At 68.4% G+C, this 23,400-nt stretch carries 20 protein-coding genes; 5 read left to right on the top strand and 15 right to left on the bottom strand.

Annotation, left to right across the window (positions count from 1 at the left end; all coding sequences use genetic code 11):
- Positions 1 to 52 precede the first annotated feature (52 nt).
- From ACFVTE_RS09935 to ACFVTE_RS09920, 4 genes are all read right to left on the bottom strand, one after another.
- Positions 53 to 223 (bottom strand): hypothetical protein, encoded by a 171-nt coding sequence (locus ACFVTE_RS09935; protein WP_387099691.1) that lies wholly within the window; start codon positions 221 to 223, stop codon positions 53 to 55.
- Positions 224 to 430: 207 nt separating this feature from the next.
- Positions 431 to 1,474 carry a hypothetical protein gene (locus ACFVTE_RS09930; RefSeq protein ID WP_387099688.1) on the bottom strand — a complete coding sequence of 348 codons (1,044 nt, stop codon included), beginning with the start codon at positions 1,472 to 1,474 and terminating at the stop codon, positions 431 to 433.
- A gap of 106 nt (positions 1,475 to 1,580) precedes the next feature.
- Positions 1,581 to 1,805, bottom strand: a complete 225-nt coding sequence (locus tag ACFVTE_RS09925; protein ID WP_387099685.1) for a hypothetical protein — start codon at positions 1,803 to 1,805, stop codon at positions 1,581 to 1,583.
- Entirely contained in the window at positions 1,786 to 2,826 is a 1,041-nt protein-coding gene (locus tag ACFVTE_RS09920; RefSeq protein WP_387099682.1) for an NAD(P)-dependent alcohol dehydrogenase, read from the bottom strand. The genes ACFVTE_RS09925 and ACFVTE_RS09920 overlap by 20 nt, the downstream gene beginning before the upstream one ends.
- A 273-nt stretch (positions 2,827 to 3,099) precedes the next feature.
- Here ACFVTE_RS09920 and ACFVTE_RS09915 point away from each other — a divergent pair, with 273 nt between their 5' ends.
- Entirely contained in the window at positions 3,100 to 3,834 is a 735-nt protein-coding gene (locus tag ACFVTE_RS09915; RefSeq protein ID WP_387099679.1) for an SDR family NAD(P)-dependent oxidoreductase, read from the top strand.
- Between the two features lie 73 nt (positions 3,835 to 3,907).
- Here ACFVTE_RS09915 and ACFVTE_RS09910 read toward each other — a convergent pair whose 3' ends face one another.
- A complete protein-coding gene (locus tag ACFVTE_RS09910) occupies positions 3,908 to 6,502 on the bottom strand; it encodes a bifunctional lysylphosphatidylglycerol flippase/synthetase MprF (RefSeq protein WP_387099676.1) in 2,595 nt (864 codons plus the stop codon).
- 382 nt (positions 6,503 to 6,884) lie between these two features.
- On the opposite strand from ACFVTE_RS09910, the gene ACFVTE_RS09905 reads away from it, so the two are divergent.
- Both ACFVTE_RS09905 and ACFVTE_RS09900 read left to right on the top strand, forming a co-directional pair.
- Entirely contained in the window at positions 6,885 to 8,576 is a 1,692-nt protein-coding gene (locus ACFVTE_RS09905; RefSeq protein WP_387099673.1) for a hypothetical protein, read from the top strand.
- Between the two features lie 88 nt (positions 8,577 to 8,664).
- Positions 8,665 to 9,147 carry a hypothetical protein gene (locus ACFVTE_RS09900; protein WP_387099671.1) on the top strand — a complete coding sequence of 161 codons (483 nt, stop codon included), beginning with the start codon at positions 8,665 to 8,667 and terminating at the stop codon, positions 9,145 to 9,147.
- 67 nt (positions 9,148 to 9,214) lie between these two features.
- On the opposite strand, the gene ACFVTE_RS09895 is transcribed toward ACFVTE_RS09900, so the two are convergent.
- From ACFVTE_RS09895 to ACFVTE_RS09865, 7 genes are read right to left on the bottom strand one after another with little or no spacing between them, the layout of a single operon-like run.
- Positions 9,215 to 10,639: a UDP-glucose dehydrogenase family protein gene (locus ACFVTE_RS09895; protein WP_387099668.1), complete on the bottom strand. Its 1,425-nt coding sequence runs from the start codon at positions 10,637 to 10,639 to the stop codon at positions 9,215 to 9,217.
- 1 nt (position 10,640) lies between these two features.
- Positions 10,641 to 11,873, bottom strand: a complete 1,233-nt coding sequence (locus ACFVTE_RS09890; RefSeq protein WP_387099665.1) for a hypothetical protein — start codon at positions 11,871 to 11,873, stop codon at positions 10,641 to 10,643.
- Positions 11,870 to 13,255, bottom strand: coding sequence for a phosphotransferase family protein (locus tag ACFVTE_RS09885; RefSeq protein ID WP_387099663.1), 1,386 nt, complete (start codon positions 13,253 to 13,255; stop codon positions 11,870 to 11,872). Before ACFVTE_RS09885 ends, ACFVTE_RS09890 begins: the two co-directional genes overlap by 4 nt.
- The gene (locus ACFVTE_RS09880) at positions 13,252 to 15,141 is read right to left on the bottom strand and encodes an ABC transporter ATP-binding protein (RefSeq protein WP_387099660.1); all 1,890 of its coding nucleotides are present in this window, start codon (positions 15,139 to 15,141) and stop codon (positions 13,252 to 13,254) included. Before ACFVTE_RS09880 ends, ACFVTE_RS09885 begins: the two co-directional genes overlap by 4 nt.
- 1 nt (position 15,142) lies before the next feature.
- Positions 15,143 to 16,309 (bottom strand): glycosyltransferase family 4 protein, encoded by a 1,167-nt coding sequence (locus tag ACFVTE_RS09875; protein ID WP_387099657.1) that lies wholly within the window; start codon positions 16,307 to 16,309, stop codon positions 15,143 to 15,145.
- Positions 16,309 to 17,589 carry a glycosyltransferase family 4 protein gene (locus ACFVTE_RS09870; protein WP_387099654.1) on the bottom strand — a complete coding sequence of 427 codons (1,281 nt, stop codon included), beginning with the start codon at positions 17,587 to 17,589 and terminating at the stop codon, positions 16,309 to 16,311. The genes ACFVTE_RS09875 and ACFVTE_RS09870 overlap by 1 nt, the downstream gene beginning before the upstream one ends.
- Positions 17,576 to 18,841 (bottom strand): glycosyltransferase family protein, encoded by a 1,266-nt coding sequence (locus ACFVTE_RS09865; protein ID WP_387099651.1) that lies wholly within the window; start codon positions 18,839 to 18,841, stop codon positions 17,576 to 17,578. Before ACFVTE_RS09865 ends, ACFVTE_RS09870 begins: the two co-directional genes overlap by 14 nt.
- Before the next feature lie 678 nt (positions 18,842 to 19,519).
- Here ACFVTE_RS09865 and ACFVTE_RS09860 point away from each other — a divergent pair.
- Positions 19,520 to 19,972 (top strand): hypothetical protein, encoded by a 453-nt coding sequence (locus ACFVTE_RS09860; protein WP_387099648.1) that lies wholly within the window; start codon positions 19,520 to 19,522, stop codon positions 19,970 to 19,972.
- A 241-nt stretch (positions 19,973 to 20,213) separates the two neighbouring features.
- On the opposite strand, the gene ACFVTE_RS09855 is transcribed toward ACFVTE_RS09860, so the two are convergent.
- Together ACFVTE_RS09855 and ACFVTE_RS09850 are read right to left on the bottom strand one after the other, a co-directional pair.
- Positions 20,214 to 20,522: a hypothetical protein gene (locus ACFVTE_RS09855; protein ID WP_387099645.1), complete on the bottom strand. Its 309-nt coding sequence runs from the start codon at positions 20,520 to 20,522 to the stop codon at positions 20,214 to 20,216.
- Positions 20,523 to 20,691: 169 nt separating this feature from the next.
- Positions 20,692 to 21,534 (bottom strand): hypothetical protein, encoded by an 843-nt coding sequence (locus tag ACFVTE_RS09850; protein ID WP_387099642.1) that lies wholly within the window; start codon positions 21,532 to 21,534, stop codon positions 20,692 to 20,694.
- Positions 21,535 to 21,954: 420 nt separating this feature from the next.
- Here ACFVTE_RS09850 and ACFVTE_RS09845 point away from each other — a divergent pair, with 420 nt between their 5' ends.
- Complete coding sequence (locus ACFVTE_RS09845; protein WP_387099639.1) at positions 21,955 to 22,116, top strand: hypothetical protein; 162 nt, start codon at positions 21,955 to 21,957, stop codon at positions 22,114 to 22,116.
- Between the two features lie 66 nt (positions 22,117 to 22,182).
- On the opposite strand, the gene ACFVTE_RS09840 is transcribed toward ACFVTE_RS09845, so the two are convergent.
- Positions 22,183 to 23,235 carry a hypothetical protein gene (locus ACFVTE_RS09840; RefSeq protein ID WP_387099636.1) on the bottom strand — a complete coding sequence of 351 codons (1,053 nt, stop codon included), beginning with the start codon at positions 23,233 to 23,235 and terminating at the stop codon, positions 22,183 to 22,185.
- Positions 23,236 to 23,400: the final 165 nt, after the last annotated feature.

Here is a 23,400-nt window from a genome sequence, read left to right as displayed (position 1 = left end):
GCCGCGTTGCAGCCAGCCGGTCCACAGTCTCGCCTATCGGTGCTTCTGCTTGTTAGGGTTCCGATTCAGGCTCGTTTGTCGACTGATTTTCCGTGGGCTCCTTGAGGCGTTCCTCATCCGTGGATTCGGGGGCTACAACGGGGGAAAGCGCGTCGGCCAGCAGATCGGGAGTGCTTTTATCGCTGTCCGGAGCAGGAGCATCATCGGCGGGAACATCGCTCATGGCCCCACGATAGGACTCGCCGTCAGGCGTGTCGAGACGATTTCTGCCGAGCCGATTTAAGGGACGGCGGCGGCTGGGGGGGCCGCCCTGGTCTCAGGCAGGCGGCACCGCCGCCGGCCCAGCCCCGGTGGTCGCCTTAATTATCGTCCTTGCCCGGGCCAAAAAGAAGTGGGAGTTGGCGCTTGCCTACCCGAAGGCTCACACGGCCTAGATAAATTTCCGCACCCGCGCCCACCCGGGATCATATGTGTGGGCCACCTGCACGTCTTTCCGGGTCCGGGCAAACCGGTCGAAGCTGTCCCGTCCGTTTTGGTCCTCAGAGTCGCTGAAGTAATGCAGGACGCGAAGCCCCTTGGACGTTTCCGAAGCCACCATCCTGCCCCGCGGCCCGAGCGCCAACTCCAGGTCCCTTTCGAGGTGGAGGAGTCCCAGCAGCGCCTCCCCGTCAGGTAATCCATCGTCCGGCAGTCCGTCCTTCCCGGTCCGCCGGTAGCTGATCCGGACAGCAGTGTGCAGGTCCAGCATCGGGTGGTCGATCCATCGCAAGGGCCGCAGGGCGCAGACGATCACCCGGTGCCCCGAGGAAGTCCTGGCCTCCCGCATCGTCCAGCGCGGGTCCGGGTTCAGGGTTGCCACCGCCTGGAAGAATTCGGGAACGACTGCGGCGGGCTGGCTGTCGCGGGGATCGGCCCGGGTCACGTTGACGGCGCCGACCCACCGCTGGACATCGTCCTCGCCGAGTAACCAGTCCACCAGCAGGCGGGCGGCCCGGTGGCAGTCGTTCGTGCCCATCGTCGTGAAGGCAGGGTGGAAAACGGTGAGTTCTGCCAAAGCGCTTCTGTCATCCCAGTCCACCGCAATCCGCGCCAGCCCCAGGTCCACCTGTTCGCCCAGGCCTTCGAGGGTGCCCGTCAGTATGACCGGTTGGGGCTCCCTGGCCGCGGCGAATTCCCAGGTATCCGTGGGCGGGGGAGCCGCCCGCCGCCATCGCTCGGCCAGGACCCGCAGCCGCGGATCCCCGCCGCCGGAGACGCAGAGCCGGTGCCGCGAACGGGCGCCCGGGCCGGTCTCCCAGCGCAGTTCGGGGTTAATCGCCATCACCATGGCACCCATCATTTCCGGAAGGTCGCCGTAGACGCCGCTCATGACGGCTGCCGTGATCAGGCCGGCCCCTGCCACGGACCACCACCGCCAGAAAGCGCCCACGGCTTCCGTCTCCGCTGTACTGCCCCACTGCCGCACCAACTCCATCGGACCTCCTCGTCGTCCCGGTGTTCGCGCCATCCAATCCTGTTGAAGGATGATGCAGCCCCGGACTCAAGAAGAAGGCAATGTAGCCGCAGGTTCAGCGCAAGAGTTACTGGGGTGAACGGGACAGGCGCACGTCGCGGGGACCGGCCGGGTACCCGCGGTGGCGGCTGGCGAAGATGATCACCAGCGCCACGTCCAGGGGAACGGCCGCGGCCAGCGGCACGAACAGCGCGCCGACGGTGCTGCCGGTGGAACGGCCGACGGCGGGCCGGCCCCTTATGGGACCGGCCCGCCGTCGAGCGTTAATCGCCTTAGAGGGTGGCGGTGTCAATCACGAAGCGGTAGCGCACGTCCGAGGCGAGGACGCGCTCGTAGGCTTCGTTGATCTTCTCGGCCGGGATGACCTCGATCTCGGCGCCGAGGCCGTGTTCGGCGCAGAAGTCGAGCATTTCCTGGGTTTCGCGGATGCCGCCGATCATGGAACCGGCGAAGGAACGGCGTCCGCCGATGAGCGCGAACGCGTTGACCGGCAGCGGCTCGGCCGGGGCGCCGACGTTGACCAGCGTGCCGTCGAGGGACAGCAGCTGCAGGTAGGAGCTGATGTCGATCGAGGCGCTGACGGTGTTGATGATCAGGTCAAAGCTGCCGGCGAGCGCTTCGAACGTGCCGGCGTCGCTCGTGGCGTAGTACTGGTCCGCCCCGAGGCGCAGGCCGTCTTCCTGCTTCTTGAGGGACTGGGACAGGACGGTGACCTCGGCGCCCATGGCGTGGGCGAGCTTGACGGCCATGTGGCCCAGTCCGCCGAGGCCGACGACGGCGACCTTCTTGCCGGGTCCGGCTCCCCAGCGCTGCAGCGGGGAAAAGGTGGTGATGCCCGCGCACAGAAGGGGAGCGGCGACGTCGAGCCCGATGCCCTCCGGAATGGTGACGACGAAGTCCTCGACCACCACCACATGGGTGGAGTAGCCGCCCTGGGTGATGGTGCCGTCGCGGTCGACGGCGCCGTACGTGCCCACCATTCCCTTCAGGCAGTACTGCTCCTCGCCGGCGAGGCAGTTGGCGCACTCCTTGCAGGAGTTGACCATGCAGCCGACGCCTACCCGGTCGCCGACCTTGTGCCGGGTCACTTCGGAGCCCACCTCGGTGACGATGCCGGCGATTTCGTGGCCGGGTGCGAGCGGGTACTGCTGCGGGCCCCAGTCGCCGCGGACGGTGTGGATGTCGGAGTGGCAGATGCCGGCGTACTTGATTTCGATGAGGACGTCGCGCGGGCCGACGTCGCGGCGTTCGATGGTGGTGGGGATGAGGTCTTCGGAAGCGGAGGGTGCGGCGTAGGCGTTGACGGTAGGCATGGTTCTCCTAGGTGTCGGTGTGGGTGAACGGGCCGCAGATGAAAGGGATCGGCCGTCTCTTCATCTACTGAACCCCATCGCGGTGGCGTGAGGCAGACCCTGCTGTTAGGGGTAACCACAGGGACCCCCAAGTCTCTTCCCGGTTTCGCGCGGCAATTTCTTCCGGCGCTGCAGGGGGACTTGTTGATATCTACCCTATTGACCGTGCCATGAAACGTGGGAGTCCCTGTCAGTACCTGTCAGACGCCGGAGTGTCGCCTTTACTGTGGAGGAGTGGCGAGAATATTCATCACCGGTTCTGCCGGCGGACTCGGCCTGAACGCCGCACGGGCGCTGAGTCAGCAGGGCCACGACGTGGTGCTGCACGCGCGTCATGAGTCGCGCTTCGCCGATGCCGGCCCGGTCCGGGACCAGGCCGCGGGGACCGTCGTCGGGGACCTGGCCGACCTCGCCGGGGCGGTGCGTGTGGCGGAACGGGCAGGCGAGTACGGCCCGTACGATGCCGTCATCCATAACGCCGGGGTGTACAGCGGCAATGAGATCTTTTCGGTGAACACCGTTGCGCCGTACGTTCTGACCGCCATCATGGACCGGCCAGGCCGCATGGTGTACATCAGCAGCGGCATGCACCGGTGGGGCACGCCTGACCTGCAGGGAATCGACTGGCGGAACGCGGGCCGGCGGCCGGCGGCGTACTCGGACAGCAAGCTGTACGTCACCACGCTCTCGGCCATCGTGGCCAGCCGCTTGCCGGATGTTGAAAGCAACGCGGTGGATCCGGGCTGGGTTCCCACCCGGATGGGCGGGCGCAGCGCGCCGGACGACCTGGAGCTGGGGCACGTCACCCAGATCTGGCTGGCCACCCGCAATTCTGCCGAGGACCGCGTGTCGGGAGGCTATTGGTTCCACCAGCAGCCCCGCGAGCCCCATCCGGCCGTGCACGACGCGGCGTTCCAGGCGGAACTGCTCGACGCGCTGGAACGGTACACGGGCTTCGCGCTTCCGTAGCCCCGGGCCCAAGTAGGTAGCAGCACAGGGCCTTCTCGGCGCTGGGAACGCCCTGATCTGCTACCTGGTTGGGTCAGCGGCGGGTGAGGAGGCCGCGCACCAGGGTCAGGCCCTGGCCGAGGTTGATCGAGGGCAGGTACGCGCGGGTGATGGCGTTGGCGATCGCGGGCAGGGCAGCCGCGTCCGGGTAGAGCAGGTACATGGGCTCGTAGTCCGGCTTGAACTTCGCCTTGAACGCCAGCAGGGAACGGAATCCGTACACCGGCTCCAACGCTGCGCCGAGCCAGTCGAGCATCCGGTCGAGGGCGCCGTTCGCGTCGGGCCCGCCAGGACCGACGGCGGAGCCATCCGACGCAGCCGCCGGACCCCCGCCCGCAACCGAAGCAGAAGGCACCCGCGCCAGCGGCGCCCCGGACAGGCTCATGAACTCGCAGCCCTCGTCCTGCAGGCTCAGCGCAGCAGACGCGATGAGGAAGTCGATGCTCGCCCGGAACCCGTCGCCGCGCCGCCGCATGAAGTCGAGGGTCCAGCCCACCACGTACCCGTTGCGGTAGACCGGCAGCCACGAGGCCACCGCGTGGACGGTGTGGTCGGCGTCGATCGCCAGCAGGCAGCGGACCTCGGGGTCGTCCAGCTCATCCAGGCTGCCCAGCGTGAATCCCATCTCCGGGACCTTCTTGTCCGCCACCCACTCCTCGGAAATCGCCTCGATCTGCGCCTGGACAGCAAGAGGCGCCCGGGCAAACGTGGTCCACTCGGCACGGATGCCGGCCTTGGCTGCCCGGTTCAGCGCGGTGCGGATGTCCTGGAATTTCTTGCCCCGGAAGGACACCTCGTCCAGCCGGAGCACGGTTTCCTGCGCCACCTGCACCGAACCCCAGCCCAGCGATCCGGCCAGGCCGCGGAGTTCCTCGGACACGAAGTAGAAGCACGGCGTCCACCCGCTGAACCTGCAGTGCCGGGCGAACGCGGTGAACGCCGCTTCCCGCTCGGAGCGCGGACCCACGGGCGGCCCGAGCGCCACCGCCACCCCGCTGCGAACCCGGTACGCGATGAAGCTCGAGCCGGAGAACCAGTAGCTGTTCCCGTCCCACGTGGTCATCCATGAGAGCGAGCCGCCGCCGTGCGACTTCAGGATCCGCCGCGCCCGCTCCTCGTCCGCGCTGTGCCGGCCGTGGGCCGGTCGGAGGAACGTCCGGAGCAGCAGTGCTCCGGTCCACGCCCAGAACACGACGCCGATACTTTCGTAAAGCACGACGGCGGCGGTGCTTTCGGGGAAGAAGGCCGGTGAGCGGTCCACCAGGAAGCCGAGGGGAAGGAACCTGTCCGGGACGTCAGCCAGCAGCTGAAGCGGTCCGGGCACGGGCGTGAATCCGCCGGCCAGGAAAAGTCCAAGGCCCACATACACAACGCTCAGCAGGACAAAGGCAACCACAACCCGGCGCGCCAGCCGCAGGTACGTGCCGCGGGGTGCCTGCACCGGGAACAGATTGCGGCCGGCCAGCAGGAGCAGCGTCAGGAAGACGGGCAGGAGCATCGGCAGCACCAGGCTGAGCGGGTGCGAATACCCGGACAGCTCGATCCCGCCCACACCCTCGCGCGACGGCAGCCCCGGACCCGGCGGCGGCAGGAGCACCCCGGCGATGGTGACGGCGGCCAGCAGCGACAGCGAGGCCTGGATCAGCAGGGCACCCGCCCACGCGAACCGCCGCCCGCGCCGCAGCCCGTCCGCGAACAGGAGCAGCAGGAACGACGGCAGGATGGCCATGAAGATGCCGCCCGCCCCGGCCCGCAGCTGCAGCTGGGCGGCGGCGCAGTCCCGGAGGCCGGCCGGCCGGGAACAGGACGCCTGCAGCGCCGCGGGGTCCACCGGCTGGATGTTGGTGAAGAGGAACTTGAGCACGGAGAGAGGTCCGACGGCGTGCGGCGCCAGTCCCGCGACCACCGGCCCGATCGCCGCGACCGTCAGGAGCAGCGCCACCAGGATCCGGGCCTCGTGCCGGGAGACGGCGGGCCTGCCGAAGCGCGGCCGGCGGCCCAGCAGCACCGGACCCAGGAGCCCGCCTGCCGCGGCCGCCCCGAGCCGGACCAGGTCCTCGAAGCCGCCGGCATACATGGCAAACAGCAGCAGCACGGCCAGAATGACCACGCGGATCCGCCGCCGCCACAGCGTGGAAAGGGAAGCCGTCGCAGCCATGGCGGCCGCACAGGCCAAGGCGCTCGGCCCCAGGAAGAAGTGCCCGCTCAGGTCCCGGATCCAGCTGCCCATCAGACCCCGGGCCACAGCGAGGAACCCCAGCGTCGCCACGATCCCCAGCACGTGGCCGGCCAGCGCGGCCGAGGCAAACTTCAGGGATCCAAGACGGCGTTCCAGGGATAACCCGGCGAGCAGCACCACGAGCGTTCCGACGATGTACCCGGCAAGGTCCCGCTCCCAGAAGGCGGAAAGCAGCAGGGAAAACCAGTGCTCCGGCACCGAACGTGACGTCACCGCGATGTTCGGCAGCAGAAACGGCAGGCCGGAACGGGTGGCGGCGGACAGGGCGCCCGTCGCCCAGAAAAGGACGACGAAGATGACGGTGGCGGGGGAGTCGCGCAGCACTCGGGCCCACGCCGCGGGTGTCCGGTAGCCGGAGGGTACCTGTCGTCCCGGGTCCGGCTGCCGCATGGGTGGAAGGCTCCTTTCAAAGGGCTATTCGATTGTTCCACACGCGAAGGCCCAACTGACTCGCAGTTGTGGTCGTTATGGGCCTTGAAAACGACATTAACTGCGAGTCAGTTGGGCCGGGGGCACTCAACTGGGGGAAGCGTCGATCTCAGGCACAGGCTTTTCCCAACCGCCTGGCGAGATGGTTGGCCTCGGCAACCAAATGTTGCCTTTGCTGCCCCGGCAAAGAAGAACGTACGACGTCGGTCCGCGCCACGTGCGGGCCGTGCACCCGAGCCTGTCTCCACCGCACGCAACGCACCCTCATGAGCGCAGGAACCCTGTTCCTGCATGTCCCGCACAGGAACAGTCCCGCACAGGAAAGCCTCCGAAAGGACCAGCCATGAGGACCACCACCGCACGGCCCAAAACGCTTCGAAACGCCACCATTCTCTGCGCCGCCGCCGGCCTGATCGCCACCGGCGGTGTGGGCACCGCCCTGGCCAAGGGAGGCGGCGGCGGAACAGCCAAGCCGCCCAAGGGGATCGTCTCCCCGTGGGTGGTTCCCACGCTGCCCACCCCGCCCTTGTCCGTCCCCGCCGCGCAGCTGCACGGCTTCGACGACACCGGCCTGGCCCGCAACGCCACCGTGGACGGCACCGCCTGCCCCACGGCGGACCCGTCCGACTTCGGCGGCACCGTCACCATCAACGGCGTCGTCGTCACCATCCCCTGCAACCTCATCGTCCAGATGCCGGCCAACACGCTGAGCTGGGCGGACTTCGTTCACGGCACCGGCGGCAGCGCACCGCTGGGCACCGACGGCCTGGAGCTGAGGGCGGTGGGCAACATGGTTGGTGCGAAGCACATCGCCGGCCTGGCCTTCGTCTCCCAGCAGTCGGTGAACACCGGCCGCGGCGAAATCACCGGGATCGACTACGCCAACGGCGCCCTGAAGATCGCCAACGCGGCCGGCGGCACCGTGACCGTGCAGCTGAACGACCCCAAGATTGCCGGCCTCCACGACAGCACAGGCGCGGACACGGGCCGGTTCAGCAACGGCCAGTCGCCAGACAACCGCTTCAGCGTGGACCAGGACAACCCCACCGTGCACGCCGCCACCGGCTACCCCCTGTGTATCCCGCGCACCGACCCGAGCGTGAAGGACGATCCGCTCTGCCCGCAGAGGAACCGACCGCTCGCCCCCGGCTGCCGCAACTTCAGCATCGCCGGCGTCGCCCTGCCGGCCAGCGGCGAACTCAGCGCCCCGGCGCCCGGCCAGAAGTACTGCTCGCAGTACGTGATGCCGGCCTTCACCGGCCTTCCGACGACGGGCCCGGACCCGTCGCAGCAGGCACCGTTTGAGATCGGGGACTACGTGGACTACTCGGGCACGCTCTTCCACGGCACCGAGGACTACATCTCCGCCCACACCATCGAGGCCAACCTGGGCATCTACACCCAGCCCGGCAGCCAGCCGAGCTACCTGGCGATCGGCGAGTTCGGCGTCGGCACCGCGGACCCGCTGGCGACGGCGGTCAACGGCGCAGCGCAGGAAACCCAGGACCGGATCTTCCTCGAGGCCGAAACCACGGACGTCAAGACCGCGGTCGACATCTACTACGAGGACCACAACCCGGACGGCTCGGTCCGCAACCGCTGGATCACGCCGTTCGAAATGACCGGTGAGAACGGGGTTCCCATCAGCGGCCCCACCGGCGGGATCACCACCCAGAACACCGGGGCCCAGCCGCAGCGGGCACGACTGCGGGCCACCAAGGCACCCAACGGGCTGCTGAGCCAGCCGGACCGGACCGTCCGGGTAGGCGTGCGCAGCCTCTGCCTCCCGACGCCGGTAAATGTCAGCACCACCACCATCAACCAGGCCGCCCTGGACGCGTGCTTCAAGAACGCGCCCACCCGGGCCAACGGGCTGCAGCCGGGGCAGTACCTCGCGCCGGTGTTCGAGTACATCTTCCCGGAGAACGTGAAGCCCGGCGATGCGATCGTGCCGAACGACCTCTGGCACCTGCCGTTCCTCGTGAACGGCGAGGGCACCGGCAACACCGCGGCCCTGGTGCCGTCGCCGTGGTGACCGGCCGGCTCTCATGAACCATCGGTCGGTTCTGTGGCGGGGACTCGCTTCGGCGGTCCTCGCCACTGCCGCGCTCGCAGGATGCGCCGTGCCGCCACAGGCAGTGCCGCCCGTCACCGCATCCCTGGGAACTGCGCCGGCGGCGGCGAGCCGGGCGCCGGCTGCTGTCCCGCCGTCGTCCTCCATTAACGGAAGTACGACGGCGGCCTCGCCGTCCGCCCAGGCCGGCGGCCGCCGTCGTGGTTCAGACCGTGACGGCGAAGGGGGAGAGGGTGCCCGCACGCTGCCTGCCCTGCCGGCGGACTGGCCGGCGGACGTTCCCGTTCCGCCGGGCCAGCTGCATGGCTCTGGCGGGACCGCCGGAGCGAGGACCCTGCTGCTGACGGTCCCGGGCGGCGCGGACCAGGTGCTCGCGTCGGCCGAGGCATTCTATGAGTCCAACGGCTTCACCCGGACCGGCAGCGGCCAGCTGCGGAAGGGTCCGTACTCGGTCGTGATGGCCGCCAGGAACCGGGACCACTCGGCGGCACAGACGGACCTGACCCTCTCGCTGGAGTTTTCGTCAAGATAGGAGTTTTTGTCCAGATAATCGGACTTCCGGGGCCTTTAGCGGCCGATATCTGGACAAAAACTCCAGGTCAGTGCGTCATGAGCGCTCCGTGCGCCGCCGCAGGTACCGCCGTCGGCGCGGGAACCGGGGCGGGCAGCTTGTTGGGCGCGCCGAGGGCGCGGTAGTCCCAGCCGGCGGCGCGGTAGGCGTCGGCGTCGAGGGCGTGCCGGCCGTCCACGATGTTCCGCAGCTGCACCAGGGCGCCGAGTGCGGCGGGGTCGGCTTGGCGGAAGATGTCCCATTCGGTGAGGAGGGCCACGACCTCGGCCCCGGTGACCGCGTCTTGGAGGCTCTTGGCGTAGGCGAGGTCGGGGTATGCCAGGCGGGCGTTGTCCATGGCTTGGGGGTCGTAGACGGTGACTTTGGCGCCGGCCTGGTGGAGCATGCGGGCGACGTCGAGGGCGGGGGCGTCGCGGATGTCGTCGGAGTCGGGTTTGAAGGCGGCGCCGAGGACGGTGACGTGGACGCCGGTGAGGTCGCCGCAGGCCATTTCGGTGATGAGGTCCACGGTGCGTTGGCGGCGGCGCTGGTTGATGGCGTCCACTTCCTGGAGGAACCCGACGGCCTGTCCGACGCCGAGTTCCCGGGCCCGGTGGGTGAAGGCGCGGATGTCTTTGGGCAGGCAGCCGCCGCCGAAGCCGAGGCCGGGTTTGAGGAAGCGGCCGCCGATGCGGTTGTCGTAGGAGAGTGCGGTGGCGAGTTGGTTGACGTCGGCGCCGGTGGCTTCGCAGATCTCGGCCATTGCGTTGATGTAGGAGATCTTGGTGGCCAGGAAGGAGTTGGCGGCGGCCTTGACGAGTTCTGCGGTGGCGAGGTCGGTCTCCACCACCGGGGTGCCGTCCGCGATGATGGGTGCGTAGCAGGCGGCCAGCCGGTCCCGGGCCCAGCCGGACGCAACACCGAACACCAGCCGGTCAGGATGCAGCGTGTCCTCCACCGCGTGCCCCTCGCGAAGGAACTCCGGGTTCCAGGCCAGCTCCGCCCGGGCTCCCGCGGGTGCGCTCAGCTGGAGGAACGCCGTCAGCCGCTCCGCCGTGCCCACCGGAACCGTGGACTTGCCGACGACGAGGCAGTCCCTGTCCACGTGCGGCGCCAGCCGGGCAAAGGCTGCGTCCAGGAAGCGGAGGTCGGCGGCAGGAGAATCGGGCATCTGAGGGGTGCCGACGCACAGGAAATGGATGTCGGCGCCGGATGCGGCCGAGAAATCGGTGGTGAAGCTCAGCCTGCCGCTGTCCAGCATCCGGCGGAGCAGCAGGTCCAGTCCCGGCTCGTAGAACGGCAGTGTTCCGCTGGCCAGTGAGCGGATCTTGGTCTCGTCGACGTCGATCCCCACCACGCGGTGGCCCAGCAGTGCCATGCAGACGGCGTGCGTGGCGCCGAGGTATCCGGTGCCGATGACGGAAAGGGAAAGGCCGGCTGCGGGTAATTCGGCCGCTGTTGGCGGGTTGTTCATGTCAGGCTCCTATCGGGGTTCGTTCAGGCAGGGCCGGGCCCTGGGCAGGGAGGTTGCCGGCAGGGAGGCGGCCGCCGGGGAAGTTGCCGGCGGCGGGATGTCCGGAGACGAGGTAGCTCGCGGCATCGGCGCCCCAGGGCGGGCGGAACGAGTAGAGGCAGGCAAGCCGGAGCCTGGTGGACGCGGCGTAGGCGGCGAAGCGGTGCGGGCTCGCGTGCAGGCGTTCGGCAGCGGACACGACCGCAGCGTGGGCGATGGCGTACCGGCGGGTGGTGAGCACGTTTTGCCGCCACCGCAGTTCCAGGTGCACGTCGAGGTTGGCCAGGTCCAGGGCAGCCTCGGCCCGGCAGGACTCATCGAAATCCAGCAGCCCCGGAGCGGGCGACCCGCCAAGTTCCTGGCCGCCGAGCATCTGCTTGTCGTGCAGGTCGCCGTGGCCCCAGCCCACAGGATCCGGGGAAGTGCTGAGCAGTGCCTCGGTGACAGCCCGGGCCCGGGCAAGGAGAACGGCGCGGGCCGGAGCAGCTGCGGCGACGCCCTCGCTGTGCCGGAGCCAGTGATCCACCCAGCGCTGGAGGCTCGCGGCTTCCTTCTGCGCGTCGCGGAGCGGAAGCCGGTGCAGGCTGTCCTGGAATTCGGGGCTGCCCGCTGCAGTTACGGTTCCCACCCAGGCACGTGACCACCGGGCCCACAGGGCGGCATAGGAAGCGTCGGTGATTCCGGTTTGTCCTGCAATTCCGGCTTGTCCTGCAATTTCGGTTCGTGCGGCGCTTGCGGAATGGCTTTGACCGAGCTCGTAGAAAGACCGCCCCGCCAGACGGCCCAAGACCAGGACGTCGGAGCCGGCACTGACCAGCCGCGGAGTGCCGAAGCCACCCTCGGTCAGGGCGGCGGCGGTGATGTTGTGGCTTGCGGCTGCGGTCAGTGCCCGGCCGGGCCGGAAGACCTTGATGTAGGCGTCGGTGGCGCGGAGGACGGCCCGTTTGTGGGCGCGGTGCACCACCATCTCACCTTTGACCGACTCCGCAGCGAGGGCCGGGAGACGGCGGTCGTCCACGGTGACGGGCTCGAAGATGCCATCACTGAAATGCCCTGCCAGAACACCGGGCCGGTCCGGGCAGCGGACTTCCAGGTCGTAGGAACCCGGTGATGTGCCCGGCCAGGCGCGCCGGACAGACCAGACGGTGCCCGCGGCGTCGGTCACCCGGCGCGGGACAGACGGATACCAGGTCATGGGATCAGCTCCTTCGCCCGGCTCAGGTGCCAGGTCATGTCGGCGGCCCACTCGGGGGACCGGTCGCGGAAGGGGTCAACGCTGCTGTTGAAGAGCCGGCAGGATGCCCAGGCATCCACCGCGGCCTGCGAAAACCGCCCCCCGGCGTCGAGGTAGCCCTCGGTGAGCAGCACCGTCTTGGGTCCCCCGGCAGGCCCCCTGGCAGGGGCGCCGGCAGCAGTGCCGGCGGGAGCTCCGCCGTCGGGAACGCCGCTGGAGGGCAAGCCGCCCTCGGCCACACCACCGGCCGCAGGAAGAAGCGCGGCCTCTTCAGCCGCGGCGAACGATCCCAGGTCGGCCTCCGCCGTCCCCATTCCCGCCCGGTCGAAGTCGATGAGGCGGACCTCCGAATCCCCCACCAGCACCTGGTCGGGGGAGAAGTCCCCGTGGACCAGGACCGGTGCCGTCCGGTGCCGGCCGAGCAACAGTGCGGCGATCCTGGTTTCGAGGTCCCTGGCCAGCGGCTCCAGCTCCGGGAGCAGAGCGGAAACCATGGTGCGTGTGGCCTTCAGTTGCGCTGCGAGGCCGTCACCCGGGTTGTCCGGGGTGGGACCGGCGGCTGGTCCGGCAACTCCGGCGGCGACGGGAACGCAGTGGAGGGCGGCAAGGGCCTGACCGGCGGTGTAGGCGGCGGCGCGCGCGTCGGTGGTGTCGCCGTGCGCCGCGAGATCGCCGGTACCCCACGCGGTGCTTGCGCTGATCCCGTTGGCGAGGCATTCGTCGTCGGCAATCTGCGGCAGGAGGGGGACGTCGTGGTGACGGAGCCGGTTCAGGAATTGGGTGTGCTGTCCGGGGCCGGCGGGCTTGGCCGCCGTTTTAATCACGACGGCGGTGCTCGCCTTGTGGGCCAGAAGGACCAGCCGCCGTTCCGGCTTGTAGCGGAGCACGCTGCTGCCGGCCAGCGGGGCAGCGCCCGCCCGGAGGCGGAGGTCCAGCCGGCCGATGCCGTTCCTCTTCAGCCAGGTGAGGTTCCTGTGCAGGGCCCAGTCGTCCTCGACGCCGCCCACTGCCACCAGGGTGTCCGGGTGTCCGTGGTCCGGCCGGAGGATGCGCATGTCCCCGCCGCGGCCGCGGGCGGTGTGCTCGCGTTCCAGGAGCTTGCCGCTGCTGGCGGGGGTGCGGGTCATGGCCCAGCCGTAGTCGAAGCTGCCGTTGCGGGTCCTGCGGAATGCCACCAGCAGGGAGGTGCCGGGCTTGTAGCGCACCCGGGTGACCCGGACGGTTTCGCCGAGGAGCTCGGACAGGCGGCCGTTGTCCAGCAGCCAGGGGAGGCCGGGCAGTGCGGCGTCGCGGCGGGCGAGGGAACGTTCTGCGTGCGCCGCCCGGGGTGCCAGGGTGATCATGGCACTTCCACCCTGACGGCATCCGAAGCACTGGCAGTGTCCGAAGCACCCACAGCGTCACCAAGCTGCGCACTAAGTCCTTGCTCCTCCAGCCAGCGGGCAAACCGTGAGCCGGGGTCAAGGAGCAGTTCGTCCGGTCGGCCGACCTCGATGATGTGGCCGTGCTCCAGCCAGATGATGCGGTCGCAGGAGCGGGCGGAGTGGGCGTCGTGGGTGATGGTGATGGAGGTGCGCTCGCGGGTCAGTGCGGCGAGGGCCTGCAGGACGGAGTTCCGCGAAACCGGGTCCAGCCCGGCGGTGGCCTCGTCCAGGATGACGATGGGTGCCTGCCGCAGGATGGCCCGGGCAATGGCGATGCGTTGCCGCTGGCCGCCGGAGAGATCCTTCGCGGCCTCACCGAGCACGGTGTCGTACCCGTTCGGCAGGGCACGGATGAAGCCGTCCGCCTGGGCCAGAACCGCAGCTTCTTCGATCTCTGCGTCCGTGGCGTCCAGCCGGCCGAAGCGGATGTTATCCCGCACCGAGGTTCCGAAGAGCACCGAGTCCTGCAAGAGGATGGACACGTGCGAGCGGACGGACGCGATACGGAGATCGCGCAGGTCCTCGCCGCCCACCCGGACGGACCCGGTGCCGGGGTCAATCATGCGCAGGATCAGTGAAGCCAGCGTGGACTTGCCGGCGCCGGACGGGCCCAGGATGGCGACATGCTCGCCCGCCGGGATGGTGAGGCTGATCCCGTGCAGCACCGTCCCTTCGCCGTGCCCGGCGGAGACGTTGTCCAGCACGATGTCCGGGGCGGTGGAACGGAGAACCCGGGCGTGGGGCTTTTCGGGCAGGTCCGTCTGGGCTTCGAGCAGGTCCGCGACGCGCTCCCCGGAAGCGGTGGCGCGCGCGATCCGGCCGGTCTGCTTGGCCAGGTCCTTCAGCGGCTTCATCCCGGTCTTGAGGTACATCAGGAACACCACCAGGTCGCCGGGGGTTATGGCGTGCTCCAGCACCCGCCAGCCGCCGCCGGCCAGAACCACGGCAGTGGCGACGCCGATGAGAACGTCGGTGCGGCGTTCGAGTCCGGCCGCCAGCCGCAGCGCCGCCACGCCGGTCCCGAGCGTGGCCTGGTTGCTCTTGCGGAAGCCGGAGCTAATGGTGTCCTCCAGCCCGTAGGCCTGGACTTCGCGGATGGCGCCGAGGGTCTGGGCCGCGGTGGTGGCCAGGTTTCCTTCGCCCTTCCGCGAGTTGCCGGCCGCTGCGGTGATCCGCCCGGAGCTGGACCGGGAGAGGAGCGCGAACACCCCGCCGGTCAGGAACACCACCAGCGCAAGCAGCGGGTCGAGCCACAGCAGGATGCCTGTCATCAGGACCAGGGTGACCATGTTGCCGAGCAGCGGCAGGCCGGCGGTGACCGCAACCTCCTGCAGCCGGGACACATCGCCCACCAGCCGCTGGACCGTGTCACCGGTGGAGGCGCGGGTGTGGTGCCGCATGGAAAGGCTCTGCACGTGGCGGAAGGCACGGGCCCGCAGGTCCGACGCCACCCGGGACCCCACCAGCGCGAAACAGATCGCGGACCAGTAGTTGGCCACCGCCCGCCCAATGGCGATCGCCACCACAATGGCGCCGCACAGCAGCAGGGTCTGAACGCTGGCGTCCATGGAGGGCCCGGGCTTGCGGAGGGTCGCGCCCAAAGCGCGGGAGACGGCGTCCACCACCATCTTCACCGGCCATGGCTCGATGAGGCGGAAAACGACGTCGAACGCCAGGGCGGAGAATCCGCCCGCCATCAGCCACCGGTGGCCCTGCAAATGCGGGCGCACGCAGCGCAGCGTCCGCCGCAGCCCGGACTCCGGCCTGGCCGGCGCGGCGCTTGCCTGTGCAGCTCTCGAGCCCATGTCAGGCCACGCTCCTTTCGGTTGCCAGCGCCTGGCGGATGGTTGCCAGGACGCTGTCCCAGCTGTAAAGCCCGACGGCGGCCGCCCTCGCCCGGGTGCCCAGGCGGTCCCGCAGGGCGGCGTCTGCGCCGAGGCGCCCCAGTGCAGCGGCGATCGCGCCAGGGTCGGCCGGCTTCACCAGCAGGCCGGTGCGTTCGTGCTGCAGGATGGACGGAATCTGCCCGACCCTGGAGGCGATCACCGGCAGGCCCGCGGCGAGGTATTCGTAGACCTTCAGCGGCGAGAAGTAGTCGTCCCGGCCGGGTTCCGGTGCCGGGTAGGGTGCCGCGGCGGCGTCGCACTCGTGCAGCAGCCCGGGCACGGAGTCCGGGGCCACGGCGCCGGTGAACTCGGCGTCCACGCCCAGCTGCTCTGCGGTCCATTCCAGCTCCTGCCGGCACGGTCCGTCGCCAATGATCTTTGCCCGCCACGCTGGCCCGTCACTGCGGATGTTGGCCTGGGCCACGGCCTGGAGAAGGTAGCCGACGCCGTGCCAGGGCTTCAGCGTCCCCACAAAGGCCACGGTCAGGTGATCAGCATGAAGCCGGACGGGGCGGCGCGGCGTGATGCGCTCGGTGTTGACGCCGTTGGGCGCCAGGACCGTCCGGGCCCCGGGAACGCGGGCCTCCACCCACTGCACCACGGGCTCGGAGACGCAGGCCAGCACGCCGGCCGCGGCGGCGTTGGTGCGCAGCATTCGCTCCGCCAGCCCGGCGTCGTGGAGTTCGCGGTACTGCCGCTGTTCCTCGATCAGCGGGGCGTTGACCTCCAGCACCGACGGGATCCGCAGCGCACCGGCAAACGTAACCATGGCCAGGGCAGGGCTGAAGAGCGAATACCGCTCGTAGGCCACATCGCAGCCGTCCCGGATAACAGCCAGCGCCAGGGCAACCGCCGCTTCCCGGATGGCGTGCTCCCGCCCCGCCCCGGAGGCAGACTGGGGCCGGATTTCGACGACGGGCAACCCCGCGAGGTCTGCAGGCCGGTCGGTCCCGGCGCGGGTGCAGTAGACCGTGACGTCGGCACCGGCCCGGCGCCAGGCCCGGACGATCTCCTGGACGTGGACCGAGGAACCCTTGGTGCCGAAGACGGGGACGCCGGGGTCAGCGCAGATGTAGGCGACGCGCATCAGGCCACCGCCTCTGAAGTCTGCGAAACGGGCCGGTCCGCAAGCGCATGCTCCGCAACAGGACGTTGCACAACTGTCTGGAGCGAGAGGCGCCGGAGGGCAGCTGCCTGCCGCCCGGCGTCGTACTCGCGTTCGATCAGGTCCCGCGCATTCCGGGCCAGCAGCGTCCTGTCCGTCGCTGGCGAGGTGATCCGGCGGATCGCCTGGGCTAGCAGAACGGGGTCGCCGGGTTCGATGAGGACGCCGGTGCTGCCGTCCCGGATCACCTCGGGGATGCCCGTGACGGCGGTGGAAACGCAGGGCGTGCCGGTGGCCATGGCCTCGAGCAGCACGGTGGGGATGCCGTCGGCGTTGCCGTCCGACCCCACCACGCACGGTGCGACGAAGACGTCGGCCCAGTCCAGCAGCCCGTGGATCTGGTCCTGGGTCTGCGGGCCGAGCATCCGGACCTGGCTGCTGAGCCCGAGCCGGCCGATCCCCGTCTGCAGCTCCTGGTCCATCATGCCGGTGCCGGCGATGCGCACGTCCAAACGGACACCGGAGCCGGTGAGTGAGGCCAGCGCCGGGAGCAGGTGCTGGAACCCCTTCTTCTCCACGAGACGTCCGACGGCGGCCACCCGCACCGTGCCCCCGACCGGCCGCGGGTCCCGGTAGGGGAAACGGGCCAGTTCCAGACCGTTCCGCACCAGGCGGAGCCTCTCGGCCTGCTGCGGAAAGTGGCGGCGCAGGTACTGCAGGTTGTAGTCGCTGATGGTCACCACGTGATGGGCGTCGGCCAGCTTAGCCCGCAGGTCGTCGCGGTTTACGGTGTCCCGGAAGATGTCTGCCGCGTGCGCCGTGAACGAATACGGGATGCCGGTGACCAGGGAGGCGAGCCGGGTCACAGCGGTCGCGGCGGAGGCAAAGTGCGCATGCAGGTGCCGGACGTTGCGGCGCTGCAGCTCGGCGGCCAGGTTGATGCCCTGGACGGCATCGTCAGGGTCGGCCGCGGCGAGGTCCCCGAAGGCCAGTGCCACATCGTCGGTCAGGCCCGCTGACGCGGCCGCGCGGAAGCATTCCCACACCCCGCTGGTGGACTGGGGCCGGCCAACGTAGGTGACGGGGGCTTTGACGCGTGCCAGTTCGGGGTGGAACCTGGCATCGGTGGTGGGGCGGAGCGCGAAGATTTCGATCCGTTCGCCGGCGGCCTCGCGGGCGAGGATTTCCGAGACGATGAACGTTTCGGAGAAGCGGGGATACATCTTCAGGACGTAGGCGGTGACCGGCTCAGACTGCTGCACGTGCGGCACCTCCCCGGAGGCTCTGGGCCAGGCTGTTGAGCTGGGCGCTGACCATCGGCTCGCTGGTGATCTGCTGGCTGAGCGTCCCGAGAAGGTCCGGTGCCTGCGGCTTCAGAAGGTCGGCGGCCAGTCCCGGAACCCGGGAGAGCCCGTTGAGCTGCGCGCCCCGGCGGTCCACCTTGGTGCCGGCCCGCCTGGCGATCCAGGCGGCCAGTGCATCCGGTGTCAGCGAGGCCAGCTCATGCTGTTCGAGGTACCCGGCGGCGGCGAGCGACGCTGCCCGGATCCGCTGCTCGCTGCGGGAATGGTCCCGCGGCACGATCAGCGCGGGAACGGCTGTGCTGAGGATTTCGCAGACCGAGTTGTAGCCGCCCATGGAAACCAGCGCCTCGGCGTTGCTGATGTGCGCCAGCATGTCCTCCAGTGCCTTCACAATTACGACGCCGGGACCCGCCTTCCGCTGCAGGTCGCGCCTTTGCGCTTTGGGCATCTGTGGTCCGGCCACGATGAGGTGCCTGAGGCCGGCGGGCAGCGGGGTAACAGCGGCCAGGTTTGCCAGCGCGTAGCCGTCCGCGCCGCCGCCGACGGTGGTCATGACGTACCTGCCGGGCATCTTCAGCTTTCCTGAACCTTTCGGCCGGCCCGCTGCCAAATACCCGGTGTAGCTGACCATCCGCCGTAGTGAGAAGGGGATTTCGCCGGTGTCCACGGGATCGTGAACCGAACGGTCGCCGTAGATCCAGACCGCGTCAAAGAGCTCCTGGACCCGGCGCGGACCGCCGATGCCGTCCCATTCGGCGTTGGCCGCCGCAGGGGAGTCAAGTACTTCACGAAGCCCCAGCACCACGCGGGCTTTTCCGAAGGCACGGAGCCGGCGCAGCGCTCCCTCGAGTTCGAGGTGGACTCCCGTTGCGTGCCGGTCCACGATCACCAGATCCGGATTGAAGCCCTGCAGCAGCGAGTCCAGCAGCTTCCCGCGCAGGGACACGAGGTCCTGCAGGGGGACGGACAGGTCCCGGGGCTCGTAGCCCTCCGCGCCTTTCATGACGCCGGGCAGGATCACCCAGTCCCACCCCTTGGGAATGCGGAACCCCGGGGCGAGGGCAGTGCCGGCCACCAGGATGCCGGTGACCTGCCGGCCGGTCAGGCCGGGCAGTTGCTCGCTCAGCGCGCTGGCCAGTGCCAGGTTTCGCCGCACGTGCCCCAAACCGAGTGAGTCATGCGAGTACAGGATTATTCTGATGTGTTTCATTTATGGGCCCCCACAGCCTGCCGAAAGATTCTGATAGAAAATTGACTAACCGGGCGGCCAGAGAAATACCCTGACGCCGTAAAACATTTGCCGCGTGCATCGGTTCGTTCCGCCTGAGCGGCGCCCTGTCTGACGCTTCGAATGAAGTATTGAGGCGCGTCATTTGGAAAATCCTGTGCCGTGGTTGACCCTTCAGGGTGGACTGCACCCCCTCGGCCCCCTCACTGGTCCCCCTACAAAACGCGAGGTCAGGGCGGGGTTTGGGGTGGATCCGGCCGTCCCGTCCGCTCCGGACATTGGCCGGCGACGCGCATATTTCCCTGCGCGCACGGAATTCCCGTTGCGTGAGGAACTTTGCGCGTCGCCCACCTGGCCGCGCCCATTACGGCGGCGTTTGCGGTGAGAGGATGCCCCTAATGGACGCTGTGGGGACTGCTCGTGGCTGCATGCCTCAACGCTAGGGATAACCCGTCGAGGATAGGTGCAGGGATAATCCAAGAATTGTCAAAGATTTCTCAGGTGGCTGGCTGCAAATTCTCAGGAACGTGGGGCAGCCTGGGCCGCGGAGTGCCTTCAACCCCGAATATTTACGGCCTGTTGGGGTGCCGCGGAGCTGGCTAGACTTTAAACGCGCCCCTTGGAGGACGCGGCAATTCGTCAATGAATAGAGGCAGAACCATGACGGATAGCAGCGAATTTGAAGATCCCACGAGCGATGCAGCGACCGGGCAACAGCCGGAAGAACCCGAGCTGCGTGGCCGGTACATCAAGGGCGATTATGGTGCCGCAGGCGTCAAACGTGGCCCCCACGCGGGTGAAGAGGAAGGCCAGTACAGCCGCGGAGACTTTGGTGCAGCAGGCATCGAGGGAGGCCTGCCCGAGCCGCTCGGCGGGAAGGCCAAGGAAGCCGGGCGGTTCGTCAGCGGTGACTACGACGAGGCTGGAATCGCCGGTGGCAGGACAGCGGAGTCGGAGGTAGGGCGCTACACCGAAGGGGACTACGGCAGCGAAGGTGTTGTGGGCCCGGCCCGCGAGGCCGCCGATACGGCCGCAGCCGCTACGGCCGCAACTGATGCGGCTGGCACTGAAACAGCTGCCACCGACACGGAGGAAACTCCCGGACCAAAGTAGCAGCCGGACCGGGACAGGCGCCGGCGGCGTACGAGCCCGATGGTGCCCATCCCGCGAGGCTCACATAGCCCGTTGCCGGTCCACGTCGTTTTCTTGGAGGGAGGCGGCATGCCCCGAGGCTTCAGTATGCCCTCAGGGCAAAGGGGAGGGACTGTACCCCACGGGGTGCAGTCCCTCAGTACAGTCGGGAAACGCATCAGCGCTTCAGGGCTGCAGGGTCAACTCAAGCTAACCCTCCGGGTCACTGGTTCTGCGAAATCACGACCGGGCCACTTGGTGCACGACAGACAGTTACGGCGTCACCGGAACGGTCCACCTGCCTTGCCAGTACTGCCACGGGTCCGACCTTAAGGCCGCAGACCTGAGCCACCACATTTGCTGCGACGCCGATATTGGCGTTGTTCAAAACGCTAACATCGCCAATGGCGACATTGACCAGACCATCCTGGGCCTGGTTTGCAGCAACTGCGGGACCTGCTAGTGCTCCCCCAGTCAGCAAGAGTGAGCCAGTGAGTGCGATAGTCGCGCCGGCTTTCCTCATGTTGCGCATGGTGTTCTCCTAGTTCGGTTTCAGCGTGACCCCATTCACGTAACCCTATTAGTAAGCATACTGATTAAACAAGGGATCTAAATGAGCACATGTCTTGTGTTTTGATACCTAGAAACGAAAATGTCCCGCACTGCGGTAGGCCCTGTTCGGGGCCGATCAAGTTCGAGCGTCACCGGCCGAAGCGGTCGTCCTCGCCTTTGGGCCGCGATGACCCCGCGTCCCTTCCGGTGTCGTGCAGCCGGGTCGCGGACACGAATACGTCACCGCCGCTGACGGGCACGGTTCCGATGACCAGTGTGCCGTGCCGGGCCGCGGGGTTAATGTCGAGGCCGGTTTCGGTAATGCCCAGGTTGTCCCCGCTGATGACGAGGATGTGCCCGCCCTGGGCTGCCGCCTGGAGCCACTCGGCGTCGTCGGCGTTGCCGGTGTTCAGCTGTTCCCGGTAGAGGACTTCGCCGTCGATCCTGAGTCGGAGGAGGCCAGCCGGCGTGACGCTGATCCTGCAGTTGGCGGCTGCCTCGGTGGCCTGTTCCAGGATGGCGGCGTAGTCCGGACTCATGGCCAGCTGGAAGCCGCGGCCGAGCAGGAGCGAGACCAAGGCTGAAGTCAGTTCACCGCCGTCCTCGCGGAAGCTCAGGACCGGGACGAAGGTGAAGACCAGTACCGGGACCACCCGGGTTCGGCCGCCCCTGGATTTTTGGGTCAGGACAACCCGGGCGGCAACGGGGGACAGGGTGTCCGGTTGCCACGGTGTTTGCCGGACGGCCAGGCCGGGGCCGCTGCACCGCCGGTGGCAAAGTGCGTCCGTGAAGGTGAGGTATTCGGTGCCGTCCGGCGCCGTGCTTTGCGTGATGTCCACGAGGAGGGACGCGGGTTCATCGGGTTCCAGCAGACCCTGGCAGGAGGCACAGGTTTTCGCGAGGTCAGCGGCCGTGGTCACGTAGTTGGCTGTGTCCCTGCCTTTGAAGGACTGCAGGCGCCCGTCCCAGGCGACGTTGCGTGTGGTGGGCATGCGTCAAGGTTAGGTAACCCTTATCTAGGAAACGTACAGGGGACATCCAAGATTTATCCAAGATCCGCGGTCAGGGCCATCGTTTCATGACCGCCCTGCGGAAACCTTGGAAAGCTTTTCGCTGGGTTGGACTCGTCGCCCTGGGTGGGCCCCAGAGTCCCCCCGCACGGAGTTTTCGCCCCCACTATGGGGACCCGACTCTCACTTTCCCTGGAGGTGTCCCGGCTGATCACAGTGCTGATCGGGAAACATCGGGGGATCAATCAAGGGAGCGTGATGAACATGCTGAACCACGCATTGCCGGTACCGACGCCGGGTCAGGACAGCACGCCGCAAAGGAGCAGCTCCCGGCCGTGGGAACATCCGGTGACGATGGAGGTTCGATGTAGCGGAGGGATTATCAGCCGCCAGGTCCAGCGCATGATGTTCGAGATCCTGAATGACACGGACACAGACGAGCAGGTCCGTCTGGGCCTGCTGCGCCACATCGCGGAGCGCCCGGGGGACCCTCCGGGGGCCATGCTCGCACACCTGCGCGACATGGCAGAGCGGGTTGAGCGCGTTTATTGGACCGGCGGGTGAGAGACCAGCATGCGCACGGCCCCCGAAGGCAAGCGCTTCCGGGGGCCGCATGCATTCCGCGCGGGGCTAAGGCGTCAGTGGTGCATTGAGCCCGTCGGTTGAGGTGCGCGGCGTCAGTTTGCTCCCGGCGGCCACCGGGAAGGGGAAACCGAGGACGGCGAGGCGGCCGCGGACCTGGTTCTGTGCCTGGCAGTCCTGGACGCAGTCGGTGGGGGAATTTGCCACCTCGACGGCGTCCTCACCGGTGACCATGCCCATCCTGCCGCCGCTGGCAACGTCCCAGATGGACATGCCGCCGCAGTGGTCGCGGGTTTCGGCGAGGCCCAGGCTGTTGGTGAAGTCCGGACCCCAGGCAGGCTGCAGGACGCGGTCAGCCACCTGGGCACTGTCCCGGACCACGAAGCGGGACGAGACGTCGTTGCCGATGTTCACCCTGGTCCGGACCCGGACGCAGAATTGGCTCGGCGGCCCGGTCTGCACGCTGGTGCATGCCGATCCGACGAAGTCACCGAGGCGTGCCCGGAAGTTGGCGTTGTCGAAGTAGAAGGCGCCATCGGCGATGCGGTGCACGATCCGGGTCCGGGTTCCGTCGCCGCGTTCGGGTTCCATCTGGAACAGCCCGCCCGTGGCGCAGTCCTTGGCCTGGATGCTCATCGACAGACCGCCGGTTCCCGTGCGGGACAGTGTTGCATCCTCGTCCTTGACCTCCAGCGCGATGGCGGAGTTGAGCACCAGGCCCCGGTGGTCAGGGATCTTGCTGGCGAAGACCGGGGTGAACCGGCCGCCGGTGATGTCGAGCTCATTGGCAGCCCCGGTGAACGCGTAATTGTGGATCGCGAAGTTCACCGGATCAACGTCGAATTGGACATACTTTCCCTGGACCCGGAACAGGCCGCTGGGGGCCGGCACGGTGGCATCGAAGTCGCTGGTGTGGCCCAGCACCGTGAACCCGCCGCCGACGCATCCCTTCGAGGATGCGGCTTCTGCCGGCCCGGCTACGCTGAGGAACCCCGCGGCCAGCACGGCCACAGCAAGTACTGCCGAGGACCGCACCGCCGCTCGTCGCCAGCCCTGGTGCTGCCGGGAGAGGCCCTGTGGTGCTGTGGATTCTAGTGTCATCTTGCTTGCTCCGTCCCTGATTGGGCGCAAGCGTATGACCGGTCCGGCCAGCACCTGCGCTGAAAACAGGTCAACGGCGACCGTGGCGCCGGAAACCGGTAACGGACCGGATACTACGCGGGTAAGGCAGGCCTAACAACGCTTGTCAAATGCGGTTAAAAGTGC

Source organism: Arthrobacter sp. NPDC058097 (assembly GCF_042884885.1).
Lineage (GTDB): Bacteria > Actinomycetota > Actinomycetes > Actinomycetales > Micrococcaceae > Arthrobacter.
This window is presented reverse-complemented; position numbering and strand designations above follow the sequence as displayed.